We start from the raw sequence: 18,290 nt of genomic DNA on the forward strand, positions 1-18,290 counted from the left end.
GGAGTGACGTTAGACGCCTTTGATGGTAAGAGGAATTCGAAAGGATTTCACGGTGGAAACCGCCATGGACGATCAGAATAATGCGAGCAGCCCGGAGGTGCCGAAACTGTCGGCATGGCTCTGGTCGCCTTGGTATGCCAAGCTCTGGTGGACGGCTATTTCCATCTGGTGGGTGGGTATGGCCATGTCGACGCGCGTTGACGCGCTGGCTGTGTTTTATCGTGGAGCACTGGCGGGCTATCTGAATATCCTGTTCTTCCCAATGACCGCGCTCATGGTGCTCGGCGTTGGTTACGTTCGCGAGCGCCTCGATAGTTTCGTCGGACCAGGCGGTGGTGTGCCGCTGTCCGATGAAGATGCGGAGGCTTTCTTGGAACAGCACAACAGGGATGAGCTCGAGCGCATGATGAAAGCGGCGCGCGCAAGGTCTAACCCAATGGATCCGCGTTCTGGACCACTATGGATCGGTAACCCGATGAATCCGACAAACCCGGGACATATCAATCCTCACACCGGGAAGTTCAACGCTACTTGAACGTGCTGTCCCCATCACCTGGACTTCCCGGAATATCGGTCGAGAAGCTCCCCTTCGCGAGAACGGAGTTTTGTTCCAGCGAGGTCAGCGGTCCGGTGATATCAAACGTGGCCCGCCCGTTGTCCGCGTCCTGCAGATAGCGATTGCGCATGCCTTCAGTCCCGAGGATGCGGTTCGAGAGTTCACGCGAGAATGCCGCCTCGGGAGTGCTCGAGCGGGCTGCTGCTCGCTCCGCGGCGGCGATGGACTCTCGGACATCATAGTTGACGATATCCAGGTTCGATTGCGCCCCTTCGGAAGTGCTGCCGGTGTCGTGGCTTTCAAAGCCGACCCCCGCGCCGAAACGTCCGGTTGTCGTGCGGTCCGTTTTCTCAACTGGCGTTCGTGCCTGCCGCGCCCGACCCGAAGCTCCGGCATGACCACCGGATGTTTCGGTGTCGGAAACGTGGAAATCCCGGCCGACATTGATGCTGACGTTGGTTCCCATCGTCGTTTGATCTTGGGCCAAACGAGACAGGGATCTCTGCCATCCCGTCTGCGCCATGACCGCCTGCACATCGCGCTGGAGCGTGTCAGCGACCTGAGGCTTGAGGCGCCACTCGCCCTTGCGGTCCATCTCGAACCCACCGCGCAGCCAGTTTGAAAGCATGGCCTGCCCCTCGGCCCCGCCGCCCATGAAATGCTCGATCGTGTCCGGCCCAGCCTGTTTGCCGGCCTCGAACCGTGTGCTGGTGTCGCTGCGCGCCGAACGGCTGAAATCCGTCCCGCTTGAGACAAGGAGGTCATTGTGGGCGAAACTGAACCGTGCATGCCCTCCATTGGCAATCGCGCCGAGTTGACTCTCGTTGATGAGCCCCGCCTTCCACATGGCTGCAGCGGTCTCGGGGGTGAGATTGAGGCCAAGATCGCCATTCTGATCCATGGCGATCTGGCGCTTGCTCAGGTTGACACCATGCTCGGCAAGCAGGCCCTGCATGCGGGTGAGACGCTCCCGATCGACGATCGAGGTCAGCCGCTCGTTACGCGCGCGATCGGCGATACCGGGCGCACCACCTTCGGACATTTCGACCTGGTTGCCGGCCGTCCGGCTCAGTGCCTGGATGAAGCTGTCGAGACGCGCAGCCTCGCGTGTCGACGCGCCAGCAGCCGCAGCTCCCTCTGCAAAGCCGAAATTCTCTGACTGCCTGCGTTGCTCGCCGATGCGCGCCGCGTCGCGCGTCCCGGAGGTTCCAACCTCACGCTGCGCGTCGAGCCTGCCCGAGCGCTCGGCGAAATCATAACCGGCCGCCTCGCGGGTCCGGCCATAGACGCTTGTGCCTTCGCGGCCTGCCTCTGCAGTCGCGCCATCAGCGGTGCCAAGGTGGCTGGCCGCACTGTAACTCTCCAACGCAGCCTCAACCTGCGCCTCGTTGCGGCCAGTGGCACGGGAGAGTTGACTGATCGCCGTGCTGCGCGCTTCGCCCGACAGGGCATTGATAAATCCTATGCGGCGGGATGTCTCGTCCACCGACAGGCCCAACATCGATGCCGCTTCGCGCTGGCCCTGATTGCTGCCGGTGCGCCAGCCCTGTTCGGTTGTGACATTGGCGCGTTCGATGCCGGCTACATTGTCGCCAGCATGGTCCCGGCGTCCCTCCATCGCGCCCACCTGAATTTGCGCGGAGGTAAGATCGTTCCTGAACATCTGTTCCTGGTCGAAAGCATTGGCAGTGAGCTTGGCGAAGGTGGGGTCGGCCTGCGCCTCGCCGATAACACCCGACGCCTTGAGCTGCGCGTCCGCTGGCGAATATCCAGCGCGCTCAAAGTGGCGCGCCGCCCCTTGCATCATCATGCCGTAGGCGCGCTGGTCGCCGAATGCGCGCCACTGGACAAGGTTCTGGCTGAAGGTCGCGAACGCCTTCTCACCGGCTTCGCCCTGGCCGAAATAGCTTGTCCCAAGACTTCTCAACGCATCCTTCTCGGCGAACTGATGGATGGCCGTGGTCGCAGCATTGGCCTGAACCGCGCGCGCGACAGCCGGATCGGCAAGATCGCGGCCGCCCAGCGCGGGCGCGAGGCTCCCCAACTGGCGCGAACCCTCGATGCCGCCGAGCGCGAAAGCCGTACCGCCCGGCGTTCCTGGGCGCTCACCCAGAATGTGGCCAGCCTCGCCATATGTCCGGTTCGCGCCGAAGGTGGAGCGCTCCCCAAAATCCCCAAAGCTCGAAGCCGCCGCGGCGCGGGAACGCGTTCCCGTCGCCGAAGCCTGAGCCTCCAGCGCCGAAGCCTGACCCTCGGTGGTCCCCATCGGCGCGGCGGCGGCTGTGCCCTGACTCGCAATCCCAAGCGATCCCGAGGTGAAGGAAGTGAACACGTTGCCGCTGAAACGGAAAACGGTAAACACAAAAGCCCCGGCAAGCCCGGCGGCGGCCGTGCGGAAACTGCCGAAGATCGCAAGCGCCTTCATTGCGGCGGACGGCGCCAGCAACCAGGCATTGGCAGCGAGCGCATTGGATCGCAATTCGGCGAGCGTCGCGGTCGCACGGCCGAGAGTGAGCTGATAGATGCCCGCGTCGATCACACCCCAGAGCGCCACGAAGACGAACATACCGAGCGCGAAGCTCGCCACGCGCAGGTTGATCGGCGTCAGGATGAACAGCAAAGCGATAGGGATTATGAAAAGCATGATACCGAACACCGTGGCCCGGATCGTCGGCATCCATTCGTTTGCGACCGACATGGTCGCCAGGCCATTCGAGATGACCGCGCGATTGGCCATGACCCTGGCCGCACTGGCCGGCGAATCCTCGAAGAGAACGTCGCCGACCGTGTTGCCTAGAAGGATGTGGGTCAGGAACGCCTGCGCGCTCAGCGGCCGGTCGAGCATCATCTGGCCCATTTCGCCAAGCTGTTGCCGACAGCGGGTCATCTGCTGGGCATTGCCGGTGTCATAACCCGTGCGTGCGCAGATCTGACTGGTGTAATTATCGAACAGCACGGGGTCGGACAGGCGATCCGAAATGTGCGTCCAGGCGTCGGTGCAACTCACCGTCGTGCCGCCCTTGTCGGCCTCGGTATAGACCGTCGAGAAGGTCGCTGGCCCCGCCATCGCCGCGAACGAGGCCGGCAAGTCGGTCGAGGTCCGGAACAACTGATCGTCATTGACGCCATAGGCGGCCGACACGCGCGCGACCGGATAGCATTGACGGACATAGTCCTTGATGGTCGCATCGAGGAACACATCGGTCATTGGCCCGCGTGGGCTGACCGCGTTGAGGAACAGGTCGAAACTGTGTCCTCCCGCGCCGAATTCGATCTTGGCGTTGGGATCGAGCGTATTGTCGTCGATCGTCTCGACCATCGCGCGCTCCATCATGTTGGTCGCTCCAGCGACGAGGACAAGCAGATTGGGAACGCCGCCGACCGGCTGATAGGCGTTGCGGACGCGATCATAGACATGGACCGTGCCAGTCGTGGCGATCAGGCCGACGAAGAGCCCGACGCCGACCAGGATCTGGAAACCGAAGGCGACGAGGCCCATGCCGGTTCCTCGCACGCTGGCGATTATTGCCCCGAGACCGATGCCTACCGTCGCGACGATCATCACCAGTGTCTCGTAGCGTGGATCCCCGAAGATCATCGAGACAAGACGGAAGGCGTCGACCGTCTCGGCAAACCCGTCATAGGTGTGGAAGCTCGTATCGACCGCGAGCGCGGGCGAAGCGAGGAAAAGGGCGGGGAAGGTGGCAATCAGCCTCGCAAGCCTGCGCATGACAATTTGTTCCTATTGGTTGCGGGCAGCGGCGCCGGCGGCGTCGCGAGCATCACGGTCGCGTGTCCGCAGGAGGCCGGCGTAGTTCGCGGATAGATTGGCCTGGTTGAGAGCGGCCATGTAACTTTGGCGCATCTGCGCGCGCTGGCGCAGCACCTCGTCCCTGAGATCCCGTAACTGCTCGATGCCTTCGGACAGTATCCGCGTCTGGCAGACATTCTTGTTGTTCCCGTCTGCCGAACCCGCGACGGTCGCGCCGCGCTCGGCGTTCATCACGGTGAAGTCGATCGTGCGGGTCAGGTCATTGAGCATCTGGTAGGCGAGGGTGAGGGCCACCAGTTCGTCGGTATCGGCAATGACGGAGTCGACGACGCCCTGACGAACGCCCCATTCCAGCATGCGATAGACCGGAAGCGTCCTGACATTGGCGACGAACTGCTTCTCCTCGGCCGAGAGCGCCGCACGGGTGCGGATCTTGGTCGCGATCGACTGCATGCGCTCTCGGGCCAGAACGAGCGCGCCGCGCCCCGATCCATCCTGCCCGCAGTCGGCACCGGTCGGCGGGAAATTGAGCGTACGGCGCTGGACGCGGCCTGTCAGGAAATCCTGCGCGCTTTCCGTGTCCTGTGCGGGGCATTGCGGAATGGCGGTGAACAAGGGCACGCGGTCGCCGTCGTCCCAGCGCATATAAACATCGCCGACCCGGGCGCGCATCACGCTCGCCCAGTCGGCTGCGCCGACGCGCGAGGCCGCATGAGAAAGCAGCGAGCCGGTGCGGAAGATGTCGGTCACTTCTGCCGGGCAGTTGGCGAGCGCGTCCTTCAGGTCTTCGGTAGGGTTGTTGTTGTTCGCCTCGATCTTCTCGCGGCTTTGCTGGTAGCTCTTCGCAAATCCTTGCTTGACCGAACGATAGCCGGTCATCTCCTCGATGATCCCCGACATATTGTCGTCGCCCTTGGCGATCTGGACCATGCGATTGGCGAGACGGCAGTCATTGACCTGAATCGAGTTCAGGAAATTGGTGGCCGCTTCCATTTTCGAGATGATGTTCCCCATCTTCTCATCGAGCGTCTCGAGCAGATACTGGAAGGCGACCGCCGGCGCCGCCTGAAGGATGCTCTCCAGCTTCTGGACCAGATAATCGGGATCGAGGAACGACATGCCGCCGAGGAACATGTCGATGCCGCCGCAACCCGCCCTGACCTTGGGCAGGCTCACCGACATCAGATAGTCATTATGGACGTCCACCCGGCCCGACATTCCGCCTGCGGTCACATAGCCGCGGGTCTGATCCTCGAAGCTGCCGGGGGATGAATAGGTGACGTTGTCGAACCAGCTCTCGGCCCAACTCTGGGCATGGGCGGGCGCCGCGGAGAAAACCGTGGCGACAAGGAGAGCGATCAGCGCGCGAACGGCTGCACGAGGCCTGGCAAACATGGCGGACTCCAGACAATCTGAGGTGAGGGAGGAAGGGCTGAGGCCGCCATCGCTCAGCGCCTTCCGGTTCGGGTCGCCGGCAGCCCCACGATGCCGGTGAACTTGGACATGGCGCGGACGCCGACCGCGGGTCTCACGCCCGTCAGCATCTTCGCGGCCAGATAGAGATTGCGGGCCAGGTTGGGCGCGTGGTCGGTGCCGATCGCCACCGGCACGACCCGAATATCGTCCGAGACCGGCCGAACCCAGGCGACGGGATGCCCGACCCAGGGCAAGCCGAGACGTCCCGACCGGATCATCGCCTCCTGGGCGCCGATCGTGCGGACGTGCCAGCCATATCGCGTGCCCAGCGCCGTCAGCTTGGTCCAAAGGTCGCCGCAGGGCACGCAGCCGGCTGTTGTCGTCATTTCGATGACGAACGCGGCGCCATGCCCTCTCAACGTGGTCGTGAAATCATCGGGGAACTCCCGTGTGACCGGAACCCGCGAGAGCCAGGCCTGCATCGCCTTCGCGTCGCCGACCGGGTGGATCGCGGCCCGCATCGCCTCCGCTTGGCTGACGGTCTGCGCGGATGCCGAACCCATGCCGATGACCAGGCCCGGGATGCCGAGGAGGATGAGCGCACGCATCACGGCTTCCGTCCAATGGAAGCGTCTACCAGATCGCCGTCGAGAGCACGGGGATCGGTTGCGGACACCGGGCCGTTGCCGAGTGCATCGAAGAAGCCGGCATCTTCGCCCGGTCCTGTCATGAACTGCTCGGGCCGGATATCGCCGCGCAGCAAGCGCACCGCCTGATAGGCCATCTGTGCGAGGTTGGGATATGCCTCGACGCCAGAGGCTATGATCATGCGTTGCTGGCTGCCGCGCCGGATGATCATGGTCGTCGGCGTGACCTCGACTCCGAACCGCGCGCTGACATCAGGCCGCTTGTCGATATCCATGAGCGTGACCTGCCAGCCCATTTCCTCCTGGAATCGCTGGATGATCGGCCACTGGACCCGACAATATCCGCAGGTTGAACGCGAGAACATGACGAGAGCGAACTCGCTCGCATGGGCGCGCAGATAGGATCGGCGAATGGCGTCCTTCTCCGCCGACATCTCTGACCGGGCATCACCGACCATCGGGTTGGCCGACTTCGAGTTGAGTTCGGGATATTGCAGCATTGCGATCTGCGTCACACCCGCGAACGCGCGTGCCTTGCGCCGTGCGAAATCCTGAAGCCGCCAGAAATCGGCGACCGCGTCGACCGTCAGCACCGTCGCGGCATAGTCGCGCTGCTCCTCGATGAGCTTGCGGATCTTCGGCGGAGTCCAGGTCGCCAGTTCCGCCATCGGTGGTATGACGGGCTTGACCAATGCGTCCGGCTCGGCGCTGTCCTCAGGCTTTGGCTTGGGCGCCTCATACCACCAATAACCTTGCCTGGATGGGACGGTAGCCGAAGCGCCTTGCGCACTGACCGATGGCGGAAGCGCAAAGAGCGCCGCGAGGGTGAGGCCGATGATGGAAAGTCGACGATGCGGGCTGTCACTTTGTATTGACATTGTCGTGGCAAAACGCCAGATACGGCCAAGGAGTTTAGCGACATGGCACAGCACGCACATACCGATCGAAGCGCCTCGACGCGTAAGGACGATGTCATCCAGATCAGGGCTGCGGCCGAGCTCAAGGCGATGCTCAGCCGCGCCGCTTCGTTGCGTGGTCAGAAGCTGTCCGAGTTCATGCTCGCGAGCGCGAGGCGGGAAGCCGAAGCCGCGATCCTCGATCAGCGCACTTTTTTCCTGGATGCCGAAAGCCATGAGCAGTTCCTGGGCCTTCTCGATGCGCCGCCCGCGCCGTCGCCAGCCCTTGAAAAGCTGATGAAACGCGAACCACTCTGGAATCGATGATCGGACGCATCGCGCGATTCCATGTCCACGCGCCGTGTTACGCCGCCCGAACGCCTCAACGTCGATCACGAGGTCGCCGCGTTCGATAATGGGCGCCATGCCTCGCTCAACAGCTGGCTCGCCGAGCGCGCCCTTGCCAGCGAAGGCGCTTCGGCACGCACCTATGTGGTCTGCGATGCCGAGCGGCCCCGTCAGGTGGTCGGCTATTATACGATTACCACCGCGATGGAGGAGCGCGCGGCCTTGCCCACTGCGAGACTGCGCAAGGGTATGCCCGACAAGGTGCCCCTGCTTTTGATCGCGAGGCTGGCCGTTGCATCGAGCTTTCAGGGGCTTGGCCTTGGCGCCGATCTGCTTGCCGATGCCCTGCGCCGCTGTGCTGCCGCCTCGGAGATCGCCGGGGTTCGCGCGGTCATCGTGCACGCGATCGACGACGAAGCCGTCGGCTTCTACGCGCGGCATGGTTTCATCGTCTCGCCGCTGGGAGAGCGCGTTCTGCTCATGCCCATCGAAGCGGTTCGGGCCGTGCAAGGCTAACCACATAAGACACTGCGTGCTGCGTAGCGTGGTCTGGCACTCCGGGCGCTGCTCGGTGAGCCTATTCTGATCGCGACCGCTCACAGGATGCGCTCCATGCGAATGAGACTCGTGATCGGCAACAGCCCGAAATAGCGACTGTCGAACCCCCTGGGATGCGTCGATCCGACATAGGCCATCCCGGCGGGGATGATGCCGCTCCATTTCATATGGCTGAGTTCCATCCCGTTATGGGCCAGTGGAAGGCTCACACCCAGAAGCTGGCCATTGCAGTAATAGTGACCGTCCCAGCTGCTCGGCTTGAGTGGGGAGGGCGTCTCGAACATTGTAAGCCGGTCGCCGGGCAGGCAGAGCGCATGCTTGGTGACCGATACCGGCTTTGGACCCGCAATCGCGTGATGCAGCGTGAACATCACATAATCACCACGGATGATCGGCCCGGGGCTCTTGCGCACGGCATAGGCCTCGATCGACGGGGACATGACCAAGGTGACTTGCGGCATCAGGACTGCGGCGAACAGCGCAAGGGGCAGAACTACCAGCATGGCGTGCCAGAGTCGTTCCGGCCGCGCGGGCTGATCGGGGCCGGGAGCGCCGAGCGTCACCGCTGCCTTGCGCGGCAGGCTGCGCAAGCGTGGCCAGAGACCAGCGATCCACCTAACGATTAGCCAGAAGAGCCTGAGCATGGCTTACCTCCTCCTTCCCGCCCAGGCGGGCATATTCGTCGAGCATTCCGGAGAGCGCGCTGTCGCCGAACACGATATGGGCTGCCCGAGGGCTGTCATCGTCGCGTTCGCAATAAGCCTGGGTCGGATCGCCTGGCACCATCGCGAGCGCGGGGACCTGGACGATCCCGTGCTGCCGGAACACGATAGGGTCGATGATGAGCTGAACATTGCGCATGACGCAGTTCGGTCCCTCACAGCCCGGATCGAGCCGCAGGATCTGGGCCGTCAGCTTCGCCATCGGGCCCATCTTCCGAAGACCGCCCGGCACGCCGCGAAACGCCATCACCCCGTGCACCCGCTCGAGCTGGACCGCATAATTGCGCAGCGTCGAGATTGGCATCGAGGAGGAGACGAACAGAACCGGTACCCAACCCTTGGCGGTCGCCGCAGGGGCAGCCTTGGCGAGCGCTTGTTCTTCGGCAGGTTCCAGCCCCAAAGCCTGACGCAATGCCTTGGCTTGTCGCTCCCGCTCGGCTGCAAGGCTTGCTTCTCCGCGCGCCTGCGCAGCGCGGGCGCGCGCATCCATTTCTGGCATAGCCGCGCGGCCCCTAAGGCCTTCGAAGGCACGCTTGCGGTCGGCAGGGTTATCGGTACGCGGAAGCCTCGGATCGGGCAGCCGCCCCGCAGCTTGCTTCCCGCGTGCGACTGCGTTTTCGAGCCGGTCCATGCTGGCCTGGCCCTGATTGGCGGCGGCTTGCCTGGCATCGCCTTGATCGGCGCCACGGATGGCATCCTGTCCGAGCGCGGCGGTTGCAGCACCTATCAGCGCAAGGAGGGCGAGTTTATGGATTGACCGCTTTGAGATACGCATTGACGCGCTCCCCCATGTCTATCTGGATGTCGGATTGGGCGCGTGCCTCGATGTCCGCATAATATTCGGAGAGGTCGATCTTGCTGAAGTCGAGCGCCTGGAACTCCTCCGGTGTGAAGCCGCGGCACATCGGCTTCTTTGCCGTCCCCCAGAGATTGCCGTTGAATGCCTTGAGCTGGGGACGACCCTGTTCCTGAATGATGCGGCCGAGCTTTGTGTTGAAACAGCAATGCCCCCGCGCTTTCTGGAGGCAGATGCCGAGGAAGCTCGACGTGCAATAGCTGCCGATCTCGTGGCACATGCCCGACGAGCGGAGCATCGCGGTTTCCATGTCCTGCTGGTCACAGCCGGAAAACAGGAAATCGATCATGAAATTGATCGCGAGGCTGATCGCAAGCGAGGTCGGATCGAGACCGACGATCAGTGCATTGGCACCGGCGCTCGCCGCCTGGCTCGCTGTCGCGCCAGCTTTGAACGCGACATAGGCTGCCTTCATACCGGTGAAAACGCCCTTGGCCACCGCGATCTTGGTGCCGATCGACGAAATGGACGATCCCATCCCGTCCTTCACGATCTTGCCCTTGTCCTTGCAGCAATTGGCGAAGGTGGTCGAAAGTCCGGCAGGCCGGCAGCGCACGCCGCGGCCCGAGAATATCTCGATGGTCCCCATGCAATTGCCGTCGGCATCGATGCCGCCGTTGGGCTCGGTGCCCGGATCGTCCATCGGCGGTTCTTCGACGACTGGATTGGTCGCAAGATCGGCGCACTGATTGGGCGAACAGGATGGAGCCCCACCGGTGCTCTTGACGAGGCAGGCATATTGCGGACCGACCGGGCAGCTATACTGGCCCATGGCGTCGGCGACGCAATCGACCTCCTGGATCGGACAGAGCCATGCTCCGCTCTTGGTCGCGAGGCAGCTTGCCTGCTCCCCTTCGTCGGCCGCATCGCCATTATTGTTGAGATCGGCGGCGCAGATCTGCTGCGCATTGGCGGCACTCGCGCACGCGAGGGCAACTCCCAGGCCGAGCACCAGCGCAAGCGCGGCACCGCGCGGATCAAAACGCCGTTGTCTGTTTGTGGAGCAGCGGTTCATTGTACGCCCCCCGTGCAGACGAGGTCCGCGCCGGCGAGGCGGACGGTCTGCATCATCACGACAGCCTCGGGAAAATCGTCGAGGCAGCCACAAGCTGACACGATCTCCTCACCGGGGCCTGCCGGGCACTGGCTGTCGGTTGTGCAGGCGTGGAAGAAGGTGTCGTAGCCGGTCGGCACATTCTGTTTGGTGCCGACAACGCCGTCGATTGCCGCTTCATTATTTGCCTTGGGCGCGCGCGTTTTGCAGACGGGTTCGCACGCGGGCACCGAGCCACGGTCGGGCAGGCTGAACGCTCGCGTCGAGGTAGCGTAGCTGCCGTCGCTCTGAAGCGTCCGGTCGGCCAACAGGGTCTCGGTCGAATGGTCGATAATATAGGCGCCGCGGCTCGTATCGGGCTTGGCGATGTTGTCGACGTTGCAGCGATAGGTGCGGTCCTTCAGGAAGAAGTCGCGCGTGAGGTCGGTCGGGCAGGCGGGGCCGCCCAGGATGCGGGTCTGGGGCAGGGGCCTCAAACCCGTGGCGACACCATTTATCCAAGTCTGAACCCCATCGACCAGCTCACTGTCAAGCTTGCATTGCGGATCGGCGGCGATCGCTCCGCAACCGTCGACGACCTGCTCCAGCGTCTTGCAGCTGTTGTCGACGTCGACATGCACCTGCGCGAAACCCTCGCCGCCTGACGCCACCGCGACGCGCAGCCAGATCTCGTGATCACCGGCGGTGAGCCAGGGCTTCAGGTCGAGATTGGGATAGGCATAAAAGGTCTTCTTGAGTTCGCATTTGCTCGGTGGAAGTCCAAGTGTCGTCCAGGGCGAAGGACCCGAACCGACCAGTTGGCCATCAATACTTACCTGTGCCCAATCGTCGGCGAAGAACTGGGTGAGGCGTGCGTCGATGATACGGTCCGGGTCGCTCACATGCAGCGTCATACGGAAGTCGATGAGCGTGCAACTGCCGCCGGCAAGGCTGTTGTCGGCTGGCGAGCCCATCAGGAAATCGAAGGACGAGCCGTTCTGGATCGTCGAATAGCCGCCCGAGGTCCGGCTGATGATATCCTCCGCGCCGGGCTTGAGTACCGTCACTCGCCGTTCGATCGTGCAGTGCCGATATTGCAGTGATGTGCCGGTTCCGGTCGCCGAGCCCTTGAGCGCCTGAAACACCGCGCTGCCGCTCGATGCGGCATAGGCGTCCGACGCAATGATCCCGGGATTGAATCGATAGGCCGTCTGGGGCAGGTCCGGATTGGACGAGCAGGCGGTCGATTGCGCGCCTACATAGCGGATGGCGGGTCCATCGATCACGGCTTCCGCGACACCATAGCGCGGGTCGGCGGTCGTCAGCGCGCCAATCATCCCGCCGCCCAGATCGCGCAGTACGGAGGCCATATTGCCCCAGGCAAGATTGGTGCCGCAGCTATTGTTGATGCAGTAGCAGCCGGCGAGCTTGGGCATGTCGACCGAGGTCAGCTTCAGCGCCTTGGCCGCATCAACGTCCCAGCGGTAAAAGCTGCAGCCATTCCAGCTGCCGGGCTGGCACGACACAACGCCGTTCGCGCAAATGCCGGAGACCGGCACAGGCAGGTTCGAGGTCGCGTCGACCGTGCCATCGAGATCGGTGTCGCGCGCGATCGTGACCGTGCCCAGATCCCCGGTGCCTGAGGGCTGGACCAACACCTCGAGCATCGTTGCGGTCTTCTGGCAGGCGATATTCGGCGCGAAAGTGCGGCTGTTGTCGACGGTAGAGATCTGCTGCCCGGCAAGGCCCGGCGTCACATAGTTCTGCTGGAGCGCGTCGCTGTCGCTGGTCTTGGCGCGCGACGCCTCGGCCGCGGCGCGAGCCCGCTCCTCCATCGTCTGCGCCGAGGCGCACGAAGAGACGGAAATGGCCAGCGCGGTCGCGATTATGGAACAGGCGGAGAGGAGACGCCGGTCCCATCGGGGGAGCATTGCGGCCGCGCTGGCCAAGGGTGGAGCGACGCCGCCAGGGGGGCTTGACGGCGCCGCTCCGGTCCCGCGCGGCAGCCCTCGACCGTAGGGGCCTTGGCGAACAGACCTCCGGAAAGGACGGCTGTCGCGCGCGGGAACAGGGGAAAGCGATCGGCTCATGGCACCGGTATCCCGGCGCAGCAGATCACCTTTTCGAAGAGCATGAACTGGGCGTTGTCCTTGCCCGGCGCATGCTTGGCCGAGGACCACAGCGCGCCCGGGCGGCCGATGTTGACGCACTTGCCGCCCTTCACCGGCTCCATGATCTGGAGCTTGTAGCGGGACTTCGTCCAGACGGGCTGGGGTATGAACGAACAGCCGTCGGCCGAGCTTATGGTGAGAGTGCCCAAGCGCCCCATCATGAATACGCCGCGTGCGGCAAGCCCGGCCCAGGCTTCGACGCTGTCGTCGAAATGGATATCGCCGGCGATCGGATAGGTCGCGCCCCAACTCCCCATGCACCAGAAGAGAGGATCGATGACCTTGCCCGCAGCGGCCGCGGCGCTGTCGCCCATGCAAGCAAGGCCGGCGGCGGGGTTTCCGAACAATATGCCCTCGGGCTGGATGATCGCGCCCAATGTCCCGGACTGCCAGGTCGGCAGGACCTCGGTGATCAGGGCGACGTCGAAGCCGTCATTCTCGAGGCAGGGCAGGTCGGTGAACATGTCGAGCATCGCCCAGACCGGCGAGATATAATAGTGCATCTGCGCGAACATCTTGCGGGTATTGGTGCCGTCCGAGATCGACGATTGGCTGCCTTGCAGCTTGCCGCCTGTCGGCAGCAGATCGGCACCCAGGGCCATCATGCAGCCGGGTTCGGTCACGACATCCACCATTCGGTTCGGCGACCAGTAGGAAACCTTGACCCCGAACCAGAACTGGATGCCCTTGCGACAGGCGCACAAGGGCTTGGAGGCCGATTGCGCGTCGAGCGCCTTGTCGAGCTTGTCGAAACTGCCGACGCGAATGCCCCCAACCGTGATCGGAAAGATGCAGGTCCAGCGCACCTTGGTGATCGGATTGAAGACCGTGCCAGCCTCGCATTTGGAGGCATGGGCCTGGCTTGGCCAGGAGAGCGTCATGATCAGCCCGATAATCAGGCCGGTGACGAAGACAGGAAGGCGCCCGATCATCGCGTCGCTCCTTTTGGCGGGACAGCGGCGGCGCGACTCTTTGACCCATATTCAGTGAGGACGAGCCGTGTGCCGGATTGCTCGACGATGACCGGTGCCACCGTCAGCCCGAGCCGCTGCTTGACCCGCTCCTCCAGGATGTAGATCGGCCGCCCTGTCTTTTCGCTGAGGTCGATCGCATCGCCATTCTGCGTGCCTAGCGCCGAGAGTAGAATGAAATCGCTGGCGCGGGCGTTACGAAGCGCCCAGCCGATATCGCGCGGATGCACGACGATCAGGCGCTGGGGCAGCTTCACATAGGTCAGCGGGTTGAAGGTGAAGCCCTTGGGATAGAGCGTCTTGCCATCGGGCAAGGTGATGTCGAAATCGAGTGTATAGAAGGGTACGACACTGCGAACCCGGTCGGCGCCGGCAATCCCGAGTGGCGCGGCCTTGAGCGCGGTCCACCTGTCGCGCGAGCCGAACGCCTTGCTCATGTCGCTGGGAAGCGTCGCGACCTTGGCTTCGATCTCGGCTAGCGCATCAGGTTCTGCGATCGGCCACGTCCGCCCGATCGTGCTACGCGACGGGGCGGTGCTGTTGATCGGTCCGGCTGCGCCGAATGCAGCTGCGACAGCCAGCAAATTGCCCGTGGCGAGCACCAGAAGTATCGGGCCGCGGCGAACACGACCGAGCAGCCTATCTGCCATGACGGTGCCTCCAATGCTGTTCGGGCGGCTCCGGAATGCCGATGAGCGCGGCGACGAAGGCCGAGAACGCCAGAGGTGTCAGGACCCAGATCAGCATGCCGGAGTTCCGGTCGAGCGCCGGAGACATCAGCAAGAGTGCGCTTTGGACCATCATCAGCAGAAAACCGCTGACCATGAGCCGGATCACCGACGGCGAGGGCGTGGAAGAGGTGAGGCCGTTCATTTGCCCCTCCACCGGCGCAGGCGGCTCATCAGCTTCGCGGTGCCCGCCGAGAGGCTCAGCAGCAGCAGGCCAGTCGCAAGGCACGATGCCGCTACGAGTAACGAGGCGCGCAGCACCATCATGGTCGGCTGCTTGAGCAGGAGCCCCGCGACGAGCACCAGCAGGCCCATCATCACGGTCTCGATCATGACGAGCCGGAAACGCCAATGGAAGGATTCCGCCTCGAACCGCTCGGCGAGCCGTCGCTCCACGATTAATTCGATTGCTTCATTGTCGGACCAGTTGAGCGGCAACTGGTCAGGATGCGGTGTAACGCGCGCCATGCCGATCACACTCCCACCAGGCGAGGCGCGGCAGGCGTGCCCAGGATCTGCGAGGGCTCGACGCCGGCGAGACGGCATATGGCTTCTAGCGGCGAAAGGCCCTGACGCATCAGCGCCTCGAAGGCAGCAACTTCGTCGGGTGCGGAGGTATTGATCCAATAGCTGAATGGATCGACCACGAGCCGCGCGATGCCGAGCCCAAGCGGGGAGTCGATGAACACCTCGCTGTAGTTCGGCTTGGAGTTCCGGACCGATTTCAGCAAGTCGAGAACGAAACCCGAATAATCGAGGATCTTGTTGTCGACCGCCCGGTCATAGGTCGAACCCTGAAGCAGGAACCGCGTTGCGGCATTCTCCAGGATCACCTGGCCCGTGCCACCGAAAAGGGTCAGGTCGTTCATCGACTGCAATACGATGCCGAACGATCCGCGATATTTGCGGGCCCGGCGATAGCCCTGGCCGAAGGCCTCGGCGAGGCGCGAGAGATCCTGACCGTCCGTGCGCGTCATGAACTGCGCGGCCTCGTCGCACAGCACGAAACGGGGCTTGTCGCGCGCCGAGAGGTACAGTTCCTGGGTGACGGCATTGACCACCACCATGACGATGACGTTGAACAAATCGGGCATGGATTTGAGGCGTTCGAGTTCGAGCACCACAAATTCATCGTGGCGGATGTCCAGCGTTGAGGGGCCGTTGAAATAATGGCCATAGGCGCCGCCCGACCCGAAATCGCGTAGGTTGAAGGCTAGCTCGCGCGCAACGGGTACGAGATGGTCCACATGATCGAGCGCGGTCTCGACGAGCTCGGGATAGGTGCCGAGCCAATCGCGCACGGCATCGATGCCATGATCGGCGCGGCCCGTATCGATCGTCCACTGAACAGCGGACTTGAGGAGATTCCACTCCGAGGTGGTAACGCCCTTGCGGGTGGAGGCATTGGCCATCTCGGCGACGATCGCCACAGCCATGGTGATGGCTGACTGCTTGTCATCGCCGTCGAGGGCTAGGCCCATGTCAAAGGGATTGAGGACAAGATGCTCCTCGCCGATATCGATATAGCGGCCCGAGCAGAGCGTGCAGAGCTTGCGGTAGCTGCCGCCGATATCGATGATGCGGATGAGCGCGCCGCAGGCGAAATATTGCTGGCACAGATTGTTGAGCAGGAAGCTCTTGCCGGCACCGCTCTCGGCAGAGACGATGAAATTGTAATTGTTGATGCGCGGATCGAACAGATCGAGCGTGACGAGTTGGCCCTTGCGTCCGGTATAGAGCAGTGCAGGGCGCCCGCCGCCGCGAAAGTCGGTCTGGATTGGCGCCATCAGAACGGCCGCCTTCACCGGCATGCGGAAGTCCCGTTCGAGGAGGCGCAGCGTCGTGCGGTCGGGGTAAAGCCCGAAGGGCAGGCTCATCACCAACAGCGTAGGATTGAGATAGCTCTCTTCCTGCATCGAGAAGGGCAGGGGCTCTCCTTCCCATAGCCGCTTGGCGCGCGCGGCGAGATCACGGGCATGTGCGCGGTCGCGGCCGAACACCCAGATCGTCGGGATCACGCGGACGAACTTGCTGTTGCCCGCTTCGTCCAGGATCCAGCCGATCTCCTCAATCTGCTTGCCGACCTCGACCGCGAAGCTGCCGGCCGCCTTCTGCGCCGAGAGGATCTGAGCGCGCTTGTGGATCTCGAATTGCGAATGATCGAACAAGATGTTGAGCGTATAAAGAAACGGCCCGCCGATCTGGTCGCTGTCCTCGGACGCGCCGCGCATCCCGCCCATGAGGCGGTTTGCCCGCTCAGCCGTGATGCGCCGCGCCGGCGCTTTCGGCGTCAGGCAGCGCGCGACCTGGTTGCCGAGGAACACCTCCGCACCGTCGAACACGAGATCCGGCCCCGCATCAATGATCTGCTTGCCGATCGGCGGCGCGCCCGTCGTAGTACCATCAGAGAAGACCCCGGGAGCCCTATCCGTGACGCCGTTGAAGATGCGCCTGTAGAAGGCAACCAGTTCCTCTGGCGGAAGCCGACGAATGCCGAGCTTTGCCAGTTGCTCCTCGACCTGCCGCCTAAGATCCTCACCAAGCGGCCGGCGCGTCTTGATCGACAAGAGCGTACGGAAGTTGCGCACCGGGATTCCGTGGAGCGCCTTGAGCCCATGTCGTCCTTCGCTGAGATACGCATGAGTGTAGCGCGCCGATGCCTGGATTAGTGGATCATCACGGGTCTTCAAATCGAGGAAGGCATCGAGCGCGTCATCGATCAGCGGATCCGCGAAGGTGTGGATCTGCAGGACCGTCCCGTCCGGGAAATGGATGTTGAGCAGCCCCTGCAACGCGCCCTGGACATGCGTGAACATATAGGCGGTCGGTACCAGTTCCCAGGCATGGCCCCAGGTATCGTCGATGCACAGGAACGCTTCGCTATCTTCGTCCCAGGCGACCAGAGGGAGATAGTCAGAAAAACTATCCCGTCGGACGGCGCTCCGCAGCCGTGCATAAGAAAGGCCGCTCATGGCCGGCGCTCCGGGGCGGGCGGGACGATCGCGGGTGCGGCAGGAACGGTGGCCTCCTGCGCCGTCTCGCCATCGGGCGCGGCACCATCGCGCACCTGACCAAGGATTGGCGCCTGTGACGCGCGATCGGGAGAGGCGACGAGCGCGCCGCCCACCACCCAGACCGGCTTGTCGATCACCGAATAGACATAGCGCGGCATATAGAGCCGGTCTGGACGCTGGCGGTCGGCATAGGGGAGGATGAGCGTTCGAACGGTGCGCGCGGGTTTCAGCATCGGCGTGACCGGCGCTTCGATCAAACCCTTGAGCTCCTGGTAGACGCTGTCGCGATAGCTGCCATAGGCATTGACTGCGGCGTTGCTGCCCGGTCTGCCGTTTGCTTTGCCCAGGTCCTGGCCACGCAGCATGGCGCGGTCGTTGGTGACCTTGGGGTCCGATTTCGATGTGACACCCGCGACGGCATCCTCATAGGCGCGGTCTGGATGGATGCACTGCCCATGGTCGCTATTCTTGCAGTCGAACTTCTCCGAATAGGGCGACATTATCGATCCGACGGTCGCGCAGCCCCCGAGACTTGCGACCAGGCAGAGCGAAAGCAGTGAACGATGAAGAGCCTGATAGGCCGGCTTGGACATGGCGGGACC

Annotated in this window: 16 protein-coding genes; 2 read left to right on the forward strand and 14 right to left on the reverse strand. The window is 63.4% G+C overall.

The features are described from left to right. Positions 1–52 precede the first annotated feature (52 nt). On the forward strand, positions 53–535 hold the full coding sequence (locus SKP52_RS01240; RefSeq protein WP_228383776.1) for a hypothetical protein: 483 nt from the start codon (positions 53–55) through the stop codon (positions 533–535). Here SKP52_RS01240 and SKP52_RS01245 read toward each other — a convergent pair. From SKP52_RS01245 to SKP52_RS01260, 4 genes are read right to left on the reverse strand one after another with little or no spacing between them, the layout of a single operon-like run. Beyond that, entirely contained in the window at positions 528–4,286 is a 3,759-nt protein-coding gene (locus SKP52_RS01245) for a conjugal transfer protein TraG N-terminal domain-containing protein (RefSeq protein WP_039570785.1), read from the reverse strand. The two genes, SKP52_RS01240 and SKP52_RS01245, sit on opposite strands and share 8 nt — an antisense overlap. Positions 4,287–4,298: 12 nt before the next feature. After that, positions 4,299–5,723: a conjugal transfer protein TraH gene (locus SKP52_RS01250; protein ID WP_039570788.1), complete on the reverse strand. Its 1,425-nt coding sequence runs from the start codon at positions 5,721–5,723 to the stop codon at positions 4,299–4,301. A 53-nt stretch (positions 5,724–5,776) separates the two neighbouring features. Further along, a complete protein-coding gene (locus SKP52_RS01255) occupies positions 5,777–6,352 on the reverse strand; it encodes a hypothetical protein (protein ID WP_039570791.1) in 576 nt (191 codons plus the stop codon). Beyond that, positions 6,352–7,269 carry a conjugal transfer protein TraF gene (locus SKP52_RS01260; RefSeq protein ID WP_052207706.1) on the reverse strand — a complete coding sequence of 306 codons (918 nt, stop codon included), beginning with the start codon at positions 7,267–7,269 and terminating at the stop codon, positions 6,352–6,354. Before SKP52_RS01260 ends, SKP52_RS01255 begins: the two co-directional genes overlap by 1 nt. 366 nt (positions 7,270–7,635) lie before the next feature. Between SKP52_RS01260 and SKP52_RS01270 the strand changes: the two genes are divergently transcribed. Next, complete coding sequence (locus SKP52_RS01270) at positions 7,636–8,151, forward strand: GNAT family N-acetyltransferase (RefSeq protein ID WP_039570796.1); 516 nt, start codon at positions 7,636–7,638, stop codon at positions 8,149–8,151. 80 nt (positions 8,152–8,231) lie between these two features. Here SKP52_RS01270 and SKP52_RS01275 read toward each other — a convergent pair whose 3' ends face one another. The 10 genes from SKP52_RS01275 to SKP52_RS01320 form a co-directional block, all read right to left on the reverse strand. Continuing rightward, positions 8,232–8,837 (reverse strand): S26 family signal peptidase, encoded by a 606-nt coding sequence (locus SKP52_RS01275; protein ID WP_039570799.1) that lies wholly within the window; start codon positions 8,835–8,837, stop codon positions 8,232–8,234. Further along, positions 8,809–9,546 (reverse strand): type-F conjugative transfer system pilin assembly protein TrbC, encoded by a 738-nt coding sequence (locus SKP52_RS01280; protein ID WP_228383777.1) that lies wholly within the window; start codon positions 9,544–9,546, stop codon positions 8,809–8,811. Before SKP52_RS01280 ends, SKP52_RS01275 begins: the two co-directional genes overlap by 29 nt. Positions 9,547–9,661: 115 nt before the next feature. Further along, entirely contained in the window at positions 9,662–10,786 is a 1,125-nt protein-coding gene (traN, locus tag SKP52_RS01285; protein ID WP_052207707.1) for a conjugal transfer protein TraN, read from the reverse strand. After that, positions 10,783–12,639 (reverse strand): hypothetical protein, encoded by a 1,857-nt coding sequence (locus tag SKP52_RS01290; protein WP_039570806.1) that lies wholly within the window; start codon positions 12,637–12,639, stop codon positions 10,783–10,785. Before SKP52_RS01290 ends, traN begins: the two co-directional genes overlap by 4 nt. A 251-nt stretch (positions 12,640–12,890) precedes the next feature. After that, positions 12,891–13,856, reverse strand: coding sequence for a TraU family protein (locus SKP52_RS01295; RefSeq protein WP_407695098.1), 966 nt, complete (start codon positions 13,854–13,856; stop codon positions 12,891–12,893). Positions 13,857–13,903: 47 nt separating this feature from the next. After that, the gene (locus SKP52_RS01300) at positions 13,904–14,596 is read right to left on the reverse strand and encodes a conjugal transfer protein TraW (protein ID WP_039570809.1); all 693 of its coding nucleotides are present in this window, start codon (positions 14,594–14,596) and stop codon (positions 13,904–13,906) included. Continuing rightward, complete coding sequence (locus SKP52_RS01305) at positions 14,586–14,819, reverse strand: hypothetical protein (protein WP_039570811.1); 234 nt, start codon at positions 14,817–14,819, stop codon at positions 14,586–14,588. The genes SKP52_RS01300 and SKP52_RS01305 overlap by 11 nt, the downstream gene beginning before the upstream one ends. Next, entirely contained in the window at positions 14,816–15,142 is a 327-nt protein-coding gene (locus SKP52_RS01310; RefSeq protein WP_039570813.1) for a hypothetical protein, read from the reverse strand. Before SKP52_RS01310 ends, SKP52_RS01305 begins: the two co-directional genes overlap by 4 nt. Positions 15,143–15,147: 5 nt before the next feature. Then, a complete protein-coding gene (locus tag SKP52_RS01315) occupies positions 15,148–17,646 on the reverse strand; it encodes a TraC family protein (RefSeq protein WP_039570817.1) in 2,499 nt (832 codons plus the stop codon). Continuing rightward, entirely contained in the window at positions 17,643–18,281 is a 639-nt protein-coding gene (locus SKP52_RS01320; RefSeq protein ID WP_039570820.1) for a TraV family lipoprotein, read from the reverse strand. The genes SKP52_RS01315 and SKP52_RS01320 overlap by 4 nt, the downstream gene beginning before the upstream one ends. Positions 18,282–18,290: the final 9 nt, after the last annotated feature.

The organism is Sphingopyxis fribergensis (assembly GCF_000803645.1).
Classification (GTDB): Bacteria; Pseudomonadota; Alphaproteobacteria; order Sphingomonadales; family Sphingomonadaceae; genus Sphingopyxis; species Sphingopyxis fribergensis.